General features: G+C 63.0%; 11 protein-coding genes and 1 tRNA gene. 8 read left to right on the forward strand and 4 right to left on the reverse strand.

The features are described 5' to 3' along the window. The first annotated feature begins 501 nt into the window (after positions 1-501). From ASF25_RS14100 to ASF25_RS14115, 5 genes are read left to right on the forward strand one after another with little or no spacing between them, the layout of a single operon-like run. Complete coding sequence (locus ASF25_RS14100) at positions 502-3,543, forward strand: DEAD/DEAH box helicase family protein (RefSeq protein ID WP_056305300.1); 3,042 nt, start codon at positions 502-504, stop codon at positions 3,541-3,543. Further along, positions 3,540-4,460: a hypothetical protein gene (locus ASF25_RS14105; protein ID WP_056305302.1), complete on the forward strand. Its 921-nt coding sequence runs from the start codon at positions 3,540-3,542 to the stop codon at positions 4,458-4,460. The genes ASF25_RS14100 and ASF25_RS14105 overlap by 4 nt, the downstream gene beginning before the upstream one ends. Beyond that, positions 4,460-7,423 carry a site-specific DNA-methyltransferase gene (locus ASF25_RS14110; protein ID WP_056305304.1) on the forward strand — a complete coding sequence of 988 codons (2,964 nt, stop codon included), beginning with the start codon at positions 4,460-4,462 and terminating at the stop codon, positions 7,421-7,423. The genes ASF25_RS14105 and ASF25_RS14110 overlap by 1 nt, the downstream gene beginning before the upstream one ends. After that, positions 7,420-7,641 carry a hypothetical protein gene (locus ASF25_RS22755; RefSeq protein WP_156368983.1) on the forward strand — a complete coding sequence of 74 codons (222 nt, stop codon included), beginning with the start codon at positions 7,420-7,422 and terminating at the stop codon, positions 7,639-7,641. The genes ASF25_RS14110 and ASF25_RS22755 overlap by 4 nt, the downstream gene beginning before the upstream one ends. Positions 7,642-7,661: 20 nt before the next feature. After that, complete coding sequence (locus ASF25_RS14115) at positions 7,662-9,728, forward strand: 3'-5' exonuclease (RefSeq protein ID WP_056305306.1); 2,067 nt, start codon at positions 7,662-7,664, stop codon at positions 9,726-9,728. Between the two features lie 253 nt (positions 9,729-9,981). On the opposite strand, the gene ASF25_RS14120 is transcribed toward ASF25_RS14115, so the two are convergent. Continuing rightward, positions 9,982-11,805, reverse strand: coding sequence for a UvrD-helicase domain-containing protein (locus tag ASF25_RS14120; RefSeq protein ID WP_056305308.1), 1,824 nt, complete (start codon positions 11,803-11,805; stop codon positions 9,982-9,984). 8 nt (positions 11,806-11,813) lie between these two features. Continuing rightward, positions 11,814-13,628 carry an AAA family ATPase gene (locus ASF25_RS14125; protein WP_056305310.1) on the reverse strand — a complete coding sequence of 605 codons (1,815 nt, stop codon included), beginning with the start codon at positions 13,626-13,628 and terminating at the stop codon, positions 11,814-11,816. A gap of 539 nt (positions 13,629-14,167) precedes the next feature. Here ASF25_RS14125 and ASF25_RS14130 point away from each other — a divergent pair. The 3 genes from ASF25_RS14130 (at position 14,168) to ASF25_RS14140 (ending at position 16,475) form a co-directional block, all read left to right on the forward strand. Beyond that, complete coding sequence (locus tag ASF25_RS14130; RefSeq protein ID WP_056305312.1) at positions 14,168-15,190, forward strand: zinc-binding alcohol dehydrogenase family protein; 1,023 nt, start codon at positions 14,168-14,170, stop codon at positions 15,188-15,190. Positions 15,191-15,402: 212 nt separating this feature from the next. Then, complete coding sequence (locus tag ASF25_RS14135) at positions 15,403-16,158, forward strand: DUF72 domain-containing protein (protein ID WP_056305314.1); 756 nt, start codon at positions 15,403-15,405, stop codon at positions 16,156-16,158. A gap of 240 nt (positions 16,159-16,398) precedes the next feature. Continuing rightward, positions 16,399-16,475, forward strand: a tRNA-Arg gene (locus ASF25_RS14140). 601 nt (positions 16,476-17,076) lie between these two features. Here ASF25_RS14140 and ASF25_RS14145 read toward each other — a convergent pair. Together ASF25_RS14145 and ASF25_RS14150 are read right to left on the reverse strand one after the other, a co-directional pair. Then, positions 17,077-18,678 (reverse strand): terminase TerL endonuclease subunit, encoded by a 1,602-nt coding sequence (locus ASF25_RS14145; protein ID WP_082502724.1) that lies wholly within the window; start codon positions 18,676-18,678, stop codon positions 17,077-17,079. Then, positions 18,653-18,941, reverse strand: a 289-nt coding sequence (locus tag ASF25_RS14150; RefSeq protein WP_162239264.1) for a P27 family phage terminase small subunit, incomplete at its 5' end; no start/stop codon positions are given. The genes ASF25_RS14145 and ASF25_RS14150, both read right to left, overlap by 26 nt.

An 18,941-nucleotide genomic window follows, 5' to 3' on the forward strand; every position in this document is an offset into this window, starting at 1 on the left:
CCTGCCGTAGCTTGGCAACGATCTCCTCGGGCTTCGGGTGCTTTGCCATCTTGTCCGTCCTCCAGGCTCAAAAGCCATACCAAAGAGCGGACCACTTCAATGGGGGCTGACCAAGGAGAGTCCTCCGCCTTCATTTCCAATGCCTACGCCACCGCGCTGCGGTTGAGCACTTCGATCACCTCAAACCGCCGGCTCGTGTCGGCAGCGTCGAAGGCCTGCTCTCATTCCCGAATTCGCCATCCGTGAATGTGCTTTTGCAGCGCAGGTCTGATTCTATGCAGTCCGGGGAGGTCAGATGATCGACGACGAGACTCACGAATCCAATCTTGCCTCGCGTCACCGTTCGACTGACATAACCCGACACATCTTCACAGACGGAGTTGCAGAATGATCACAGTCCCACGGTTCGGAGGGTTGTAGCGACCTGCGCGCTCGCAAGGGGGTGGGGCGGTCGTTATCCTGATTCAAAATCACGTTAAAGTTGCTGGCCGGGAGGGCTGAATGGCGACGCCGTTCTTTGAACGACCGATCCTCAATTCGCCCTACAAGATCCCCACGCAGCACCATGCGTTAGACAGTGACGGGCAGCCGCTCGACCAAGAGCCGGCACAGGGCCGCCGACGCTCCTCCCTGATCACGCCCGTCCCGAAGTCCAAGAAGCAAAGAGGTAGGGGCAGACAGACTGTCCTGGGGCTCGGCGACGGCACCGACCTGTCCACTGTGGAGCAGGCCTACAACCCGACGCCAATCATCAACGAAATCCGCGGCCACGTGGCATCCTGGCGCTCGTTACCTAATCCCGCCGATTGGGGTGTCACGCCCACGACACAGCGACTCCTGCAGCACTGGCGCCGCGAAGACGGCTGGCACGGCCCGCGGCCGTTCTTCTGCCAGGTCGAGGCGGTCGAGACCGCGATCTGGCTCACGGAGGTGGCCGGACGTCAGCGCCAATATGCGCACATCCTTCGTCACATCGAGGGCGCCAACGAGGGCGCGAACCCTGGCCTGCCGCGACTCGCCCTCAAGATGGCAACGGGAGCCGGCAAGACGACCGTCATGGCGATGCTCGTCGCGTGGCAGACCATCAACGCCGTGCGCAGTCCGAACGCGAAGCATTTCACCCGCGGCTTCCTGCTTGTGACGCCCGGTATCACCATCCGGGACCGTCTGCGGGTGCTGATGCCCGGGGACCCCGACGCCTACTACAGCAAGCGCGAACTCGTGCCGACCGACATGCTCCACGACCTGGGGCAAGCGAAGATCGTGCTGACGAACTACCACGCGTTCAAGCGTCGCGAGACGCTGGAGATCTCGAAGGTCGGGCGCTCGCTTCTCCAAGGCCGCCATGCGCCGATCGACACGATCGAGTCCGAGGGCGCGATGCTCCAGCGCGTCTGCCGGGAGCTCATGCCGATCAAGAACCTCGTCGTGATCAACGACGAAGCGCACCATTGCTACCGTGAGAAGCCGGACGGAGCGGACGAGAACCCCGTCGCCGCTGAGGATCGCGAGGAGGCCAAGCGCAATGCCGAGGCCGCGCGGCTGTGGATCTCCGGGATCGAGTCGCTGAAGCGCAAGGTTGGCGTGCGAGCGGTCTACGACCTGTCGGCGACGCCTTTCTTCCTGCGCGGTTCGGGCTACCTCGAGGGCACCCTGTTCCCTTGGACGGTGAGCGACTTCTCGCTCATCGACGCCATCGAGTGCGGCATCGTCAAGCTGCCCCGCGTGCCCATCGCCGACAATGCCGCGAGCGGCGAGGTGCCACTCTATCGCGAACTCTGGGAGCACATCGGCAAGGCGATGCCGAAGAAAGGCGCGGGCAAGACCGGCACGCTGGATCCGCTCTCCCACGTCTTCCCCAGCCAGTTGCAGACGGCGCTGCATGCCCTCTACGGCCACTATGAGAAGACGAGCGAGGTCTGGGAGCGGGCCGGCATCGACGTGCCGCCGGTCTTCATCGTGGTCTGCAACAACACCGCCACGTCGAAACTCGTCTACGAATGGATTGCCGGTTTCGAGCGGCCCAACGCGGAGGGCGAATCCGAGACGCGCCACGTCGGACACCTGCGCCTGTTCCGGAACTACGACGACAACCGCCAGCGGCTCGCCAAGCCCAACACGTTGCTCATCGACAGCGAGCAGCTCGAATCCGGCGAGGCCCTCGATCCGGCCTTCCGCGAGATGGCGGCGGCCGAGATCGAGCAGTTCCGCCGCGAGCGTATCGAGCGCGGTGTCGATGCGGTCACGGCGGCCGAGACCACGGACGCCGATCTCCTACGCGAGGTGATGAATACCGTCGGCCGCAAGGGTCGGCTCGGCGAGCGCATCCGCTGCGTCGTCTCGGTTTCGATGCTGACGGAGGGGTGGGACGCCAACACCGTCACGCACATCCTCGGCGTGCGTGCCTTCGGCACCCAACTCCTGTGCGAGCAGGTGGTCGGGCGCGGCCTGCGCCGGCAATCCTACGAGCTGAACGACGCGGGTCTGTTCAACGTCGAATATGCCGACATCCTCGGCATCCCGTTCTCGTTCACGGTGGAGCCGGTGGTCTCGGTCCCGGCACCGCCGCGCAAGCTCACCCGCGTTCAGGCCCTGCGTGAGCGCGTCGAGCTGGAGATCGGCTTTCCCCGCGTCGAGGGTTACCGGGTCGATCTGCCGAACGAGCGCCTGAGCGCCAGCTTCACGGACGACAGTCGCCTGACCCTGACGCCGGAGACCGTCGGCCCGGCCAAGGTGCACATGTCCGGCATCGTCGGTGAGCAGGTGACGCTCGATGCGGAGGACTCGTTCAGGGACATGCGCCCGAGCGAGATGTCGTTCAAGCTCGCCAAGCGTCTCTTGGAGACGCGCCTGCGCGATCCCGACGGCGACTTGCCGGTCCACCTGTTCGGGCAGGCACAGCGCGTGGTCCGCCAGTGGCTCGACGGCGGTTATCTCGTCGCCCAGGGCGTGCCGCGGGCCGCCGTGCTCTATCCGCAGCTCGCCGAGCAGGCGGTGGAGTTCATCTACCTCGCCTGCCAGCGCTCCGTGTCGGCGGCCCAGCGCATCAAGGCGGTGCTCGACCCCTACAATCCGGCGGGCTCGACGCGCTTCGTGAGCTTCACCACCTCGAAGCCGGTCTGGGAGACCGACCCACGCCGGTGCCACGTCAGCCACGTGGTCCTCGATTCCGATTGGGAGGGCGAACTCGCCCGCGTGCTGGAGGCCCACCCGCGGGTGCTGTCCTACGTGAAGAACCAGGGCCTCGGCTTCGAGGTGCCCTACCGAGACGGCGCCGTGCCGCGACGTTACCTGCCCGACTTCATCGTCCGCCTCGACGATGGGCGGCCCGAACCGCTCAACCTGATCCTAGAGACGAAGGGCTATCGCGGCACCGACGCCCAGCTCAAGGCCGAGACCATGGACGTGTCTTGGGTGCCCGGCGTCAACGCCCTCACAGGCCAGGGCCGCTGGGCGTTCTTCGAATTCCGTGAGGTGTTCGTCATCGAGGAGACGTTCGCCGAACTCGTCGACAAACTCGTGAAAGAGGAGATTGCCGCGTGAGCGGAGCCGTCGAATTCGGTCGCCTCCAGGATGTGATGGTGCGTCAGGCCTGGACGCACGAGGCGCTCGGCTTCACGCCCTGGCTGGCGCAGAACCTGGATCGACTCGGCGAAGCGCTCGGGGTGAAGCTGGAGCACGTCGGATCCGAGGTGGCGGTGACGCGATTTGCCGCCGACATCCTCGCCCGCAACGTGACCGACGGCACCAACGTGCTAATCGAGAACCAGTTGGAGGTAAGTGACCACAGCCATCTCGGTCAGATCCTGACCTACCTCGCCGGGCTCGACGCCCACACCGTCGTGTGGGTCGCGCCCGAATTCCGGGAAGCCCATCTGTCGGCGATCCGTTGGCTGAACCAGCACACCAGCGCGGAGTTCGCATTCTTCGCGGTTAAGCTCCGCGTCGTGCGGATCGGTGATTCGCCGCTAGCGCCCTTGTTCGACATCCTCGAGCGACCCAACGACTGGGAAAAGCGGCTCCAGGAAACTGTGCGACAGAGTTCGGAACGGGGTCCCGTCGGCGATCGCCGCCATGCCTTCTGGAGCGCCTATTGCAACCAGGTTTCCGCTGAAGTCGCGCGCGGCAAGCCGAACGCGGCGTTCTATCGATGGGCGCCCGTCGGCGATACGGGCCTGTTCCTATCGCGCTTCCTCGCCGACCGTTACGTCGGTCTCTGCATTCGCGGACCACGCGGCACTCCTGTGGCGGCGGTGGCCGAACGGCTTGCCCCCGTTTCGGAGGCGCTGGCCGCGCGTCTGGGTGTCTCCTTCGATCCCGGCGCGGATTACCTATTCATCAAGACGATTCCCGGCAGCTACGTCGAGCCCGCCGAGCGCGATCGTCTGATCGCGTGGCTCGCCACCGAGACCGAGTTTTACGCCGCGACCCTGATCGAACTTCTCGGAGAAAAACACTGATGGCGCGCGGACCCGCCCGCAGCACGACCAAGTCCGTCGCGGCGCTCAAGCACGACGAGGCCCTACGCAAGAACATCCCGACGGCCGAGCTGCAGAGCTTCGCCGAGGCCGAGGAGGCGATCACCGGCTTTGCGCCGGGCGTCTACAAGCGCGCTCGGCCCTTGCCCAAGGGCGAGACGCGGCCCCGCGATGCCGACCTCGACCCGCAGATCGTCTGGAACGGCGCCCGCATCCGCCTCACCCCCGAGCAGGTGCGGGCCCTGGTCGAGACCGGCGAGACCGCGATCGGCGACGCGCAGCTCGTCTGGCGCGGCAAGGACAGCCAGGACTGGTCCGACCTCATCGTCCAGGCGCCGCCCCTCTACATCCAGGAGAAAATCCACCCGAAGGCGATCATCGACGACCTGCGCCGCGCCGGCGCCCGGCCGCCGGAGGACGAGGCGCCCGACCTGTTCTCGGATTTCAACGGCCTCGCCCCCGAGGCGCGCACCGAGTTCTACCAGCACGACCAGCACTGGTCGAACCGGATGATCCTGGGTGACTCGCTCCAAGTCATGGCTTCGCTCGCTCAGCGCGAGGGGATGAAGGGGCAGGTGCAATGCATCTATTTCGACCCGCCCTATGGCATAAAATTCAACTCAAACTGGCAGGTCTCGACACACTCGCGCGACGTCAAGGACGGCAAGCAGACCGATATTTCGCGTGAACCCGAACAGGTGAAGGCCTTTCGGGATACGTGGAAGGACGGGATCCACTCGTATCTTACGTATCTACGTGATCGGCTGACCGTGGCGCGCGAGCTTCTAGCCGAGAGCGGGTCGATCTTTCTGCAGATCGGCGATGAGAATGTGCACCGTGTGCGGGCGGTGATGGACGAGTTATTTGGATCCGAAAACTACGTCGCAAATATAACATACAATACAACCTCCGCGCAGACTGCAAGGATCATATCAAACCCAAACGACAACATATTGTGGTATGCCAAGCATATAGATCACCTGAAATTCCGACAGCTGCATAGAGAAAAAAGATTTTCACAAGAAAACCCGGGGGCCTGGCAATATGTTGAAGTAAATGGCGTTCGAAAGAGGCTTTCTGAATATCTTTCAGATGGGCATTCTACAAACGATCAAGGCGTCAGAATCATCAGTTTTGATAATATAACCTCGCAAAGGCAGGGTCGCCAAGTTGGCGACAACTCGGCGATGGGATTTCCATATATCTACAATGGCAGGATATGCAGGCCTTCTGGCAACAGAGGATGGAGCACAACTAAGCAAGGTATTGATCGGATCGGAAAGGCAAGCAGACTTCATTTGTCGGGATCCACTTTGCGCATAGTTCGGTATTACGATGAATTTCCATATGTGAGCATGAACACATCATGGGATGATACAACGATAGCTGGGTTCACGGCCGACAAGCGGTATGTTGTGGAAACAAGCGACAAGGTTATCCAAAGATGCGTCCTGCTTTCAACAGATCCGGGAGATCTAGTCCTTGATCCAACCTGTGGCTCCGGCACTACTGCCACTATGGCCGAGCATTGGGGCCGCAGATGGATAACAGTAGACACAAGCCGGGTTGCTCTCGCTTTGGCTAGAACGCGCATGATGTGCGCGCGTTATCCTTATTTTCTGCTCTCCGATAGCCCTGAGGGCAGAATGAAGGAGCAGTCAATATCTGGTCGACATGCCACATTGTCAGCAAGTTATGGAGATATTCGCCAAGGATTCGTTTATCAGAGATCTTCGCGCGTCGGACTCAAGTCTATCGCTAACAACGCAGAAATCGACGTGATTTGGGAGCAGTTCCAAGCCAAGCTGGAGCCCCTGCGGGGCGAACTGAACGCGGCCTTAGGGCAGACCTGGGAGGAGTGGCAGATCCCACGGGACGTCGTCGCCGGCTGGTCGGAACCGGCACGCGCGGCGCATGCTTCGTGGTGGGAGGCGCGGATCGCCCGCCAGCGTGCGATCGACGCCTCGATCGCTCGAGCCGCCGATGTGGAGATGCTCTACGACCGGCCCTATGCTGACGCGTCGAAGGTCCGAGTCGCCGGCCCCTTCACGGTCGAGAGCTTGTCGCCTCACCGCATCATTCCTTCCGACAGCTTCGATCTCGACGATGAGTTCGACGCTCTTGACGGGCGCCGGACTCGGACGAAGGCAGGCACGCCGACGCAGGACTTCTCCGTGATGGTGCTGGAGAACCTCACCGCCGCTGGCGTGCAGGGGCGCGACCGGGCCGACCGCGTGCGCTTCACCCTGCTCCAGCCCTGGCCCGGCCGCTTCATCGGCGCGGAGGGTCGCTTCGTCGAGGGTGGCACCGCGGACGAGCCCGGCCTCGAGCGCCGCGCCGCTATTCTGATCGGACCTGAGTTCGGAACGCTGAGCCGCTCCGACCTCGTCGCCGCCGCCCGCGAGGCCGCGGACTCCCGCTTCGACGTGCTGGTCGCCTGCGCCTTCGCCTACGACGCTCATGCGAGCGAGCTGACCCGGCTCGGCCCCCTGCCGATTCTTCAGGCAAAAATGAATCCCGACCTCCACATGGCGGACAACCTCAAGACCACAGGCAAGGGCAACCTGTTCGTGGTCTTCGGCGAGCCCGACATCGAGATCCGCCGCCTCGACGGCGACCGGATGGAGGTGGAGGTGAAGGGTATCGACGTGTTCGACCCCAACACCGGGGAGGTGCGCTCCGACGACACCTCCGGCATCGCCGCGTGGTTCGTGGACACCGACTATGACGAGGAGAGCTTCTTCGTCCGCCACGCCTACTTCCTCGGCGCCAACGACTCCTACAAGTCGCTCAAGACCGCCCTCAAGGCCGAGATCGACGAGGCCGCCTGGGCGACGCTCTACCGGGCGACGAGCCGGCCGTTCGCGCGGCCCGCAACGGGACGCATTGCCGTGAAGGTGATCAATCACTTCGGGGACGAAGTGATGAAGGTTTATGGGGTATGAAGAGGGATGATGATCTAAAGCGGCTGCGACGGCTTGCCGGAATCCCGGATGAGAACTCTGAGCCAGAACCCATCGTCCTTCTACCGCGCAAGCCAAAAGAGCAGATGCGAGATTTGCTAAACCGCCTGAAGCAAACCTGTGATGATGAATCTGCTTGGCATGAGATTAAAATTGGCGAACAGATCTATGTTGCAACTGGCGTCAAACGAGAATTTTAGTCAGGTATAGGTTCAGCATTATGGACTTCCGAATCGCCGACACCTTCACCGCCGCTCTGGCACGTCTGCCCGCACAGGAGCAGAAGGCGGTCAAGATGTCGGCGTTCGACATGCAGCTACACCCCGCGGGGCCGGGCCTGCAGTTCCACCGCATCGAGGCCTCAAAGGACCCGAACTTCTGGTCGGTGCGGGTCAACCGCGACATCCGCATCATCGTCCACAGGACGGCGGCGAGCCTGCTGCTCGCCTATGTCGATCACCACGACAAGGCCTATGCCTGGGCCGAGCGGCGGCGGATCGAGGCCCATCCGCGCACCGGCGCCGTGCAGATCGTCGAATCCCGCGCCCGGGTCGAGGAAAGCGTGCCGACCCTATTCAGGCCGGCGGTCCCAGAACGGCCTGTGCCGGAGACCGCCTTGTTCGCGGGGCTCTCCGACGAGGACCTGCTGTCGATCGGGCTGCCCGAAGACTGGATCGAGCCGGTGCGTGCAGCCACCGAAGGCCGCTTCTTCGATATCGCGGCGCATCTGCCGGCGGAAGCCGCCGAGGCGCTCCTCGAATACGCGGCGACGGGACGCCTCCCGAAGCCCCCGCCGTCCGACGCCGCCGATCCCTTCGCCCATCCGGACGCGCAGCGCCGCTTCCGCGTCATCGAGAACGTCGATGCCCTGCGTGCCGCCCTCGACGCGCCCTGGGAACGATGGTCGGTGTTTCTGCATCCGTCCCAGGCCGGCGTGATCGCGCGGAGCTACAATGGACCGGCTCGGGTCGCCGGCTCGGCGGGCACCGGCAAGACCGTTGTCGCATTGCACCGCGCCGTGCGCCTCGCCCGCTCCGATCCCCAGGCGCGGGTGCTGCTCACCACCTTCTCGAAGCCGCTGGCGGACGCGCTCCAGCGCAAAGTTGATCTCCTCGTCGCTGCGGAAACCGGAGCCAGCGGTCGCATCACCGTTGCGCCTTGGGAAGGCTTGGCTGATGAGCTGTATCAACTCGTCCATGCGCGTCGCCCCCGCATTGCCGCGCTCACCCAGATACAGGGTGCTCTGGTTCAGGCTGCGGGCGGGACCGACATCTGGTCCGAGCGCTTCCTGACAAGCGAGTTCCGACACGTGATCGACGCGTGGCAAGTCTCCGACGAGGCGACCTACGCCGACACGCCGCACCCCGGCCGACGCAGTCGCCTCGGCGCTAAGCAGCGCGCTGCGCTATGGCCGATTTTTACGGCAGCACGCACCCGACTCGCGAGTCAGGGCCTCGTTACTTGGGCGCACGTCTTTACCGGCCTCAGCGAGCACTACGACGTGCAGGCGACCAAGCCCTTCACCCACATCGTCGTGGACGAGGCACAGGATCTCGGTGTGCCCGAGCTGCGCCTCCTCCGCGCTCTCGCGCCCGAGGGCGAGGACCGCCTATTTTTTGCGGGTGATCTCGGCCAACGCATCTTCCAGCCGCCGTTCTCGTGGAAGGCCCTCGGCGTCGACGTGCGCGGCCGCTCGACCACGCTCAAGGTGAACTACCGGACCTCACACCAGATCCGCGAGGCGGCCGACCGTCTGCTGCCGGGCGCCGTTCACGACATGGACGGGCGCGAGGAGGCGCGCAAAGGCACCGTCTCGGTTTTCGACGGGCCAAAGCCGCAGGTGCTCAAGCTCGACGACGAAGCCGCCGAGCGCAAAGCGATCCTCGGCTTTCTCGAAGTAGCCCGCGCGGACGGCGTCGTCTCGGACGAGATCGGCCTGTTCGTGCGCAGCCGCGCCCAACTCGACCGCGCCCGTGCCGTCGCCCAGGCCGCCGGTTTCGTGCCGGTCGAGCCGGGCGACGCACCGAGCACCGCCGGCGATAGCGTGACCGTCGGCACGATGCATCTCGCCAAGGGGCTCGAGTTCAAGGCTGTCATTATTCTTGCCTGCGACGATGGCGTGCTGCCCCTGCAGGAGCGCATCGACACGGTGAGTGATGAGGCGGAACTGGAAGAAGTCTACGAGACCGAGCGTCACCTCCTCTACGTCGCAGCCACGCGAGCGCGTGATCGGCTCCTGATCACCGGTGTGCGTCCCGGGTCTGAGTTCCTCGACGACCTAGGGTAGCGCTCGGCCTTCGCAGGTAGCACGCTGTGTGGAAATGCGACGCTAGAATAGGGGCGGAAATTGCCAGCGCCCTTGCGGCGCAAGCCAATCGCCTCACGTGTGCCGTAACCTTGATCCTGCTCTAAGAGCCAGGCTCTGCGCACCGCGCCACGCCAAGGGATGCTAAAGATTCCATTTCTTCCATAACCCTCTGAGTCCCTTGCATTTGTATCGTGCCTTGTCCCGCGCAGTAAATGCCATGATTTATCTATCCTCACTTGGCCGGGAGCAGGAGCACACACACGTCGTCGTTGGGCGACATGATCGTCGTTCGCGTTTTCGCACGTGTCACACTCACGCGAAAATTCTGGCGCGCTTGCGTCATCGCCCCTGCGCGGAAATTTCCACTTACAATGCGACCGGGGTTGCTGACTATCTCACCCTTGTAGCGCGTCGGCCACCCTTCGAAAATGATCACCTCATCAAACTGCTTTCCCTTAGCCTTGTGCATGTTCATCACGATCACACCAGTCTCCGGCTTATGAGCGATCGCGAAATGCTCCTTCACGAACGCCTGGCGAGTAACAGCCAGCGCGTTCTTGTATCCGCCGGTATCACGCCAGTCCTGCGACAGGCTTTGCCGGAGCTGCGTTCCGCGTTCGAGGAGCCGGACGTTGCGCGCGTCCTTCGCAACCTCAGTGAGCCGGGTGCAGGCCCCAGCCTCAAGCACCGTCCGAATGACGGTCCAGTCGCCGTCGGGCTGCCCTGTCAGCGCAACAGCCGCTGCAGCCTCGTGGACCGCGAATGTGGCTTGCAAGACGCTGTTCGCCGGAACGGCCTTTCCCTTCGCGAGACGGTCATTCCACTTCTCTAGCGCCAAGCGGAAACGCGCTGCTTCCATCAGGTCGCCCTTGGTCGGTGCCTGGCCACCTCGGCCGCTGAAATAGCTGCAAAGCAGATCGACGAATTCGTCAAAGCGGCCGGAGTGACTTCGCTGCTGGAGGAGGAAGGCGATCAGCTCAGCGGCCAAAATTGGGCCTTCCATGTCGACGGCCGCCGTGTGCGCGATTGGAGGCACGTTGCCGAACGGCTCGCGCAGATTGTCGGAGACCAACCGGGTCATGCGCTTCGTCGGCACCAGAATCGCAAGTGACCAATCCCGGCGGCCCGTCGCGACGAGCCGCTTACGCGCCTTCAGAACTTGAGCGACCAGCGAGGAGAATGCCTGATTGGGATTCGAAGCAAATCCATAGTAGTCGATGCCCTGATACGCTTCTTGTCTATAATCGCCGGTCAGGAGGTGGTTGCCAAACAGCGCAATATCCGTCCCCTTACTGCGATGGTTGTCCCCGGCCAAATCGTGCTCTGACGGCTTGAAAGCCTCCCTGAAATGGTCAAGGCGCTCGGGGTCGGCACCGATGAAATCGAAAATCCTCTGCTCCGGATCGGCCAGAGCGATCAGCGTGCTGGTCTTCCCGCTCGCCTCAACTACGCGCCACTGCTGAGCGGTGGTATCCTGAAACTCGTCGAGGATGATGAACGGATACATGGTCGACACGAGGCCGCGGATCTTGGCGGAATCATGTAATAGGACGGCCGCGCGCTCCGCGAAGAGATCGAAACAGATTTTGCCTTCTTCGGTCGCCAGCCGCATCCGCTCGGCAGTTTCCAGGGCAGCCTTCTGCGCCTTCTCCACGTCCGAGAGCTTGGACGGCGCCTTGAAGGCGCTGCGGATCGCTGACAACGCGATAGACTCATTCGGTGGCGTTAGAATCTCCATCTGGCGCGGAAATCCAACCAGATATCCGTGCGTCTTGAGAATCCGCCAGAAGAAGGAGTGATACGTGTCGACCTCGATCCGCTTCTTCTCCTCTTCCGTGACGGATTGCTCTTCGTCGATCGCCTGGAAGACACGCGAGACCGTCGCGCGCGCGAAACTCAAGAACAGGATTCGCTGCCCTGGCCGGAGCTTCTCGCGGGCGATCTTCGCGGCCTTCAAAATGGACACGGTGGTCTTGCCGGACCCAGGGCCTCCCACGACAAGCTGGTGCCCATCGACCCTAAGAACATCCTTCTGCGCGTGAGTGAGGTCGACCATCCGCCCCTCTACGCGCCGGGCTCGATGGCTGCGTCCTCGCCATTCTCCTCCGGACGCGCCGGTAACGCGGGCGGCGGATCACAGAGTGCCTTTAGGGTCACGCAGGCCTCACGAATCCACGCCGGCATCTCAGCCTCGGAACATTGGCCGAGGAAATCCGCGATCCCCCAATTGCCCTTCGCCCACCCGAAATACTCCTTCAACGCGGCGGTCAAATTGGTCGCCGGGTCGGGAAACTTTTGCAGCAGGTGCGGCGGCCAATCCAGCGCATCGGAAAAACGCGTAAGAGCGGCATCGGTCGTGTTTTTAAGAATTAAATCCTCGATGCCCTTTTCCTCGTGCATGAACAAGTGCTCGACCTGGGCTTTTATTGCAGCCTTCGCGGGATCGGTTTGCTTATCGCAAAGTGCGAACGTCCGCTTGCCGAGACCATTGTAGAGCCCGGCGAGATCGGCGATCTGCGACTCAGTGCCCGCATCGATGATGCAGATGCCGAGCGCTTCGAGCGAAGCGTAGACACCGGGGTTCAGTTCAGAGAGCCGGCGGGCCGCAACCGGAAAGGAGCTCGCCTCGGTCGCGCCTTCGGCGACGAGCACGCGCCGAGATAGCAGGCCCTCGCAAAACCGCGTCCGAAACTCCTGGCGATAGCGCTTGTGCTTCACGCTGTCGGGCAGCGCGATCTGCGCCTGCTTGAGAACGCCATCATTCGCCCGCGACAGGATCACGGTCTCGTCGAGCTTGAACTCCTCAAGAACATAGGGCGAGTGCGAGGTGACGATCGATTGGGCAGCCAGCTTGCGCAGCTCGTGAACGATCCGCTTCTGAGCATAGGGCGGGATCGCGGTCTCGACCTCCTCCATCGCGAAGATGACGTTCTGCTTGTCCTCGGCGATCTGCGACAGCATCGCCAGCACCAGCATGTTGATCGTGCCGGTGCCCTGCCGGAAGAAGGGTGCGGCATGTGCGCCATCTCCAGTAGCGATGAAGGCAGTCACGACTTTGCGGAGATGTTCGCGCGTGAGGTTTGAAACCTTGAGATGCGGCTTCACGCCCCATTCCCGCGGCACATATTTTTTTAGCGACTTGTCCATGCTCTCAAGCACGCCCGAAATGCCGATTGCGGGATCGCTCGCGACATCGAATCCGGCGAGCGTGCCGATCGTGCCTTCCCACATCTGCGGCCGGATTTCCTTCAGCCGCAGGATGATATCGAGTAGGCTGCCATGCTCCAGGCTGAGCGCACGCGAGCCCGTGCGCAACGACCGCAGGAACAGGAAGCCGCAGTGCTGTTTGTCCTTCTTGGAGAAGGGCACCGGAGTCTCTTCCTCTGTCAGGCTGCGCGTGTAATAAGTATTGCCAACGAAATCGTCCTCTTCGCTGTCATATGCGCCGATGAACGTGACGCGCAACGCTGCCTTGATGTTCGCCGCATCCACGCCAGCGGGATTTGCTTCCGTGAAGAAATCTCCAGTCTCTACGTTAAGCCACTCAATATTGCCGCCAAACCGGGCTTCCTGCTCCTCAGATAGTCCGACAATCGTGACCTCGACGGTGATCTGGGGCACTGTCGGCGGCCCTGCTGGCGCTTCACCCACTTCGGCTAGGGCCGGAGCCGCGGGCCGATATTTGCCATCATAGAAATCGTGCTCGTCGACAGGAGGCCGACGGCTCAGTCGATCCGGCCCAAGCGCAAGATCTATGGCTTCGAGAACAGTGGACTTCCCAGTGTTGTTGTCGCCGATGAGGACGGCGTGATCGGGCAGGAACAGTTTGGTTGATTTGATGCCTCTGAAGTTCTCGATTGCAACGGCGTAAATTTTCAAAACGGTCTCCCGGCATCATTCAGCTAAAATTTGATTTTTCTTACATTTAGACCCTTATCGGCGAAAAGCCACTCGCTCTATTTACAGCGAGTGTCGTTTTAGGCAGCCATATTGGTGTCACTGCGCTATAACCTCAATCGACGCTTCGGGTTACACGCGGGTTTCGTTGCGCGGGCGGATCTGATTCGATGAGGCGAACCAGGAGGGTTTGCTATGTCGACTGTGGTGGCGTCGCAGCAGTATGTCACGGCGGATAATCTGCGGCGACTGACCAGGGCCGCCCGGGATGCGGGTCAGGGCCGACGTTTGCCGGCCTGATCGACGGCAAGGCACCCGGCAACTGTCCCAAGCTGAACGAAAGGCGGGGCCAGACGCTGGCGTGGCTCGGGCGCATGGCTACAACGGGATGCAACGGCGATCGCGCATCGAAGGCACCGTTCGGGTAGCCGAGCGTGCCTCAATTCGTCGGCCGGCCTATATGGAGGAGAATTGAGGGCGGCAGCGCGCGGCGTGCCGTCAATAACCGTTGCGAGAAACCCATGCGTGCCGTCACCTACACCGAAGGCTCACCGGTCGATGCGCCGGGGGCGCTGAGAGACACCACGTTCGCCGATCCCGTGCCGGCCGGGCGCGACCTCCTCGTGCGCGTGCAGGCGGTCTCGGTGAACCCCATCGACACCAAGGTGCGCCAGGGCGCCTACAAGCAGGGCTGCGAGCCGAAGGTGCTGGGCTGGGATGCGGTCGGGACCGTGGTCTCCGTCGGACCGGAGGCCCGCCTGTTCAAGCCCGGCGACGCGGTCTTCTATGCCGGTGCCCTCGACCGGCCGGGCAGCAACGCCGAGCTCCAATGCGTCGATGAACGCCTCGTCGGGCCGAAGCCGGCCACCCTCGACTTCGCCGCTGCCGCGGCCCTCCCCCTCACGGCGCTCACCGCCTGGGAGATGCTGTTCGACCGCCTCGATGTCGCCAAGCCCGTGCCGGGGGCCGCACGGGCGATCCTGATCGTCGGCGGGGCCGGCGGTGTCGGCTCCATCGCGATCCAACTCGCCCGGCAGCTCACCGATCTCACCGTGATCGCAACCGCATCGCGCCCCGAGACGGCGCAATGGTGCCGGGATCTCGGTGCCCACCACGTGATCGACCATAGAAAGCCGCTGGCCGCCGAGGTCGCAGGCCTCGGTCTGTCCGGTGCGCCCGGCTTCGTGTTCTCGACGACGCAGACCGCTGCGCATCTGCCTCAGATCATCGAGCTCCTCGCGCCCCAGGGACGCCTCGGCCCGATCGACGATCCCGCGGTGCTCGACGTCATGCCACTCAAGGCCAAGAGCCTGTCCCTGCATTGGGAACTGATGTTCACGCGGTCCCTGTTCCAGACGGCCGACATGGCTCGACAGCACGAGATCCTCACGCAGGTTGCGCGCTTGATCGACGGCGGACAGCTTCACACGACGTTGAGCGAGCGTTTCGGTTCGATCGACGCCGCCAACCTCGCGCGCGCCCACGCGCTGATCGAGAGCGGACGGGCGAAGGGCAAGGTGGTCCTCGCCGGGTTCGGCGACTGAGCCGTGAGAGCGCGTCCCGGCGAGGCCGGACGCGTCCGGCATCGGCCCATTCAGGACTGTCGTCTCGCCCGTTGTCGGGCACCGCTCGGGGGCTGGGGCGGTTGTCCCGGCCCGGCCCCACTCGGCCACCGCGCAGGGGCACGAGCTTGCGCCGCATCCGACACCGGCGCACCTTTTCCTGAACGTCTGCGACCTTTCGGAGCCCGCGCCGCGTGATCGCCCTCGGAACGGCCGGCTGGAACGTCCCGAAGGCTTACGCGGAGGCGTTTCCTCCCGCCGGAAGTCATCTTGAGCGCTACGCGCAGCGCTTCGATGCCGTGGAGATCAACACTGCGTTCTATCGTCCCCACCGGGTCGGGACCTACGCACGATGGGCAGCCTCGGTGCCCGACCGGTTTCGCTTCGCCGTCAAGCTTCCGCGCACGATCACGCACGAACAGCGGCTCGCGCAAGCCGAGGGGCTACTCCGCCAGTTCCTCGCCGAGGTTGCCGGCCTCGGCCCTAAGCTTGGCCCGGTCCTGATCCAGCTGCCGCCGAGCCTTCGCTTCGACCCCGATACGAGCGCCGGGTTCCTGCGCGCTTTCCGAGACATCCACGCCGGCAGCATTGTCTGCGAGCCGAGGCACGCCAGCTGGTTCGCGCATGATGTCGATGCGCTGCTGGCTGAGCTTTGCATCGCCCGCGTCGCAGCCGATCCGGCACCCGTGCCCGGCGGCGGCGAACCTGGCGGCTGGCGCGGTCTGCATTACGAGCGCCTGCACGGTTCACCGAAGATCTACTACTCCGCCTATCCACCCAGCACCCTGGACGCACTCGCCCGCCGCCTAAGAGTCGACGACGTGCACGGGCGCGAGTGCTGGTGCATATTCGACAATACCGCTGCCTTCGCGGCAGCTGGCGACGCGCTTGCCACACGCGAGCACCTTCGCAGGCACGCACCGCTCATCGAAACGCGGACGTCATCTTAGCACCGCCGGAAAGCGAAATCGGCGCGGCACAGACACGGCGCACATCGCGCGCCGCAGCCGCACCGCATCTGCTGACAGTCCAAGCCCACAAACGCGGACCTCTCGCTACCTGCCCACCCGACACGATTCGAACGTGTGAAATTTGCCTTTGGAGCCCCTGCAGACATCCCTTTGAGCCTAAAGGCTTCCACTGCCCCGTTGCACCCGACGGCGCCATGGGCTAGATCTTCGCCGCGGTCAGCACCCGTAGCTCAGCTGGATAGAGCGTTGCCCTCCGAAGGCAAAGGTCACACGTTCGAATCGTGTCGGGTGCGCCAATCTTTTCAACGACTTATTGCTTCTGGATCGTAGTTAGTGACTGGAGCCGGAAGCATACCGGAAGCATCAGCCCAAGCCTCTTCCGATTCGCCGATAGGATCAGCGCCGCCTCCGCTAACGCCCCCTGTTGGTTCGGCTGCCAAGGAATATCTGATCGACGGTTGTTACAACAATTCTAAACTCGACTATAGATCCCCTCATTGGGATATCAGTCAAGAAAGAGTCTTCATGGAGACTCTACTTAATCAAAGATTCAACTTTTTCCTTCTATTTTTTTCTATTGTTTTAGCGGGCGCAATTAATGCGCGCAGCGACATATACATTTCAGCGACAGTTTGCACCGTTGGGCTTGTTATATGCTGCTTAGTCCGTCAAGCAATAGATCGCGCATCACACAAACTCGATTTAATATTTCAAGAGCTTAGCAGCGATCCCTATCATCCATACACTTATATTGATATCAAAGCCGGTCGACGTGGAACGAAAAGGCATATAATCTACAGACGCGTTCCCACGTTTTGCATATCCATTCTGCTATTCTCTTCAATCATTTGCTGGGCTGCTTGGCTTCAGAAAACTGCAACTTGTTCTTGATAATCTTTATGCTCCGACAGCCCAAATAGGATCGAAGTCGGCCTCGTCGAACGCAGAGCGTTGACCTCCAGCGGCATCAGCCCGCCCCGTTGCCATCGCTGCCGCAACTAGCGCGTCGATCGCCTGCGTGCTCTTCTTCTTCGAGATGTAGGGGAGTCCGGTGTCGCCATAAATCGGCACCGCGTTCTGCACGCACCAGCGCAGGACCGGATGCCCGCCATGGCGGAAACGCCGGCCGATGATCGCCTTCTGCAACTCGCTGTAGAACGGCCCCATGATGACGGGGCGCTGCTGCACCTCGACGGCGGGGAGATCGTCCTCAATCAGACGGGCCATCATCTTGGCGGCGAACTTCGGGTCGAAGGCGATCTCCTGCACATCGAAGCGCTCGCATAATTCGCGAAGCTTCCCCTCGATCACGTCGTCGTCGATCAGGTCGCCAGGGATCACGGTGAGGTGGCCGTCGTCTCGCCATTGCCGCAGCGGCACGTCCGGCAGCTCCTCGCACCGTCGCTTGAACGCGGTCTCGGGTAGGAACGCCCAGGCGAGCACCCGGAAGCCGCCAGCTTCATCGAGGAAGACGGCCACGATCGCGGTGAGGTCGTAGCTCTTCGATAGGTCGACGCCGATCCAGCACGGCTCGCCGGTTAGATCCTCAGCATCGATCGCGCCGCCGGCCTCGTCGTAGACAGCCATCTCGATCCACCCGGAGGTGGAGCCGTCCTGCCAGATATTGAGGTGGGTCTGCTTGAACCCCTCCCGCAGCTGCGGCAATTCCCGGGCGATACGCGCCTCCGATCGCAGCTCGTCGAGATCGGGGAAGCCCTCGGCAAGGCCGGGGTTCACAGCGTGCCACGTCGTCTCGTCAAGCCAGTCACAGTCGGCGTCGGCCTGGAATAGGATCGGCAGGAACGACGGGTCTCGTTCCGGATCGTGGTGACAGCGCACCGCGTACTGGAACAGGTCGTGGCAGATACCCTCGGCCCTCTCGCCAGCCGTGGTGATGACGACGGTGAGCGAACCAGGCGTCTTCGAGGCGCCGGTCTTCAGCGCGTTCCAGAGTGAAAAGCCACGCCAGACGTGCAGCTCGTCGGCCAGCACGAACGACGGGGTTTTGCCATGCTGAGCGTCACCCTCGGCCGAGATCGCCACGTAGCTAGACCCGCTGCGGCGATGCTCGATCCGGTTCTTGGTGTCGCGAATGCGGGTGGCCGATAGGAGCCTGTCGTCGGCCCGCAGCATGTCCGAGGCCTCGTCGAACGCGATTCGGGCCTGCGTCCGATCGCTCGCCGCGGCGACCACCTGTCCGCCTGGCCGCTGCTCAGGGCCGATCGTGTGGCCGAGTGCCAGGACAGAGGCGAGTGTCGTCTTGCGGGCGCCACGCGGCAGCAAAATGAAAACGGTGGAGGCCTGGCGACGCCCCTCCAGCGTGCTCGGCCCATAAATCCGTTCGATGATCCGACGCTGCCAGCCCGATTTCAGAGGCCGGCGGTTTGGTCCGTCCGTCTTCGGATGGCGGAGAATATCGGCGAACCGCAGCATCGCTGCGGCCCGGCCATGAGGGTCCGGGATCTCGCTGTCGTCAAATGCCCAAGTCGGCGTAAGCATCGTACCCTTCCTCGCCCTCGGGCATCTTGCCGGCCTTGTTCCGCGAGGCGGGCGTCAGCCCCAGCTCGGCGGCGAGGCGGCGCATCTCGGTGAGTGCCTGGAACAGCGTCTGGTAGGCCGGATGCCGCTTGGTGCCGGTGTTCGTCTCAACCGTGTCGTGATCGGCCCCCACGAGGTGGTCCGAGGATAAAGTTAGTGCACGGTTGGCCGCTCCGCCACGGGTAGCTTGGCCGGCGGAGCTGGTCGGGCGAGCGCAGCCGGCC

Origin of the sequence: Methylobacterium sp. Leaf100 (genome assembly GCF_001422845.1) — a bacterium.
Classification (GTDB): Bacteria; Pseudomonadota; Alphaproteobacteria; order Rhizobiales; family Beijerinckiaceae; genus Methylobacterium.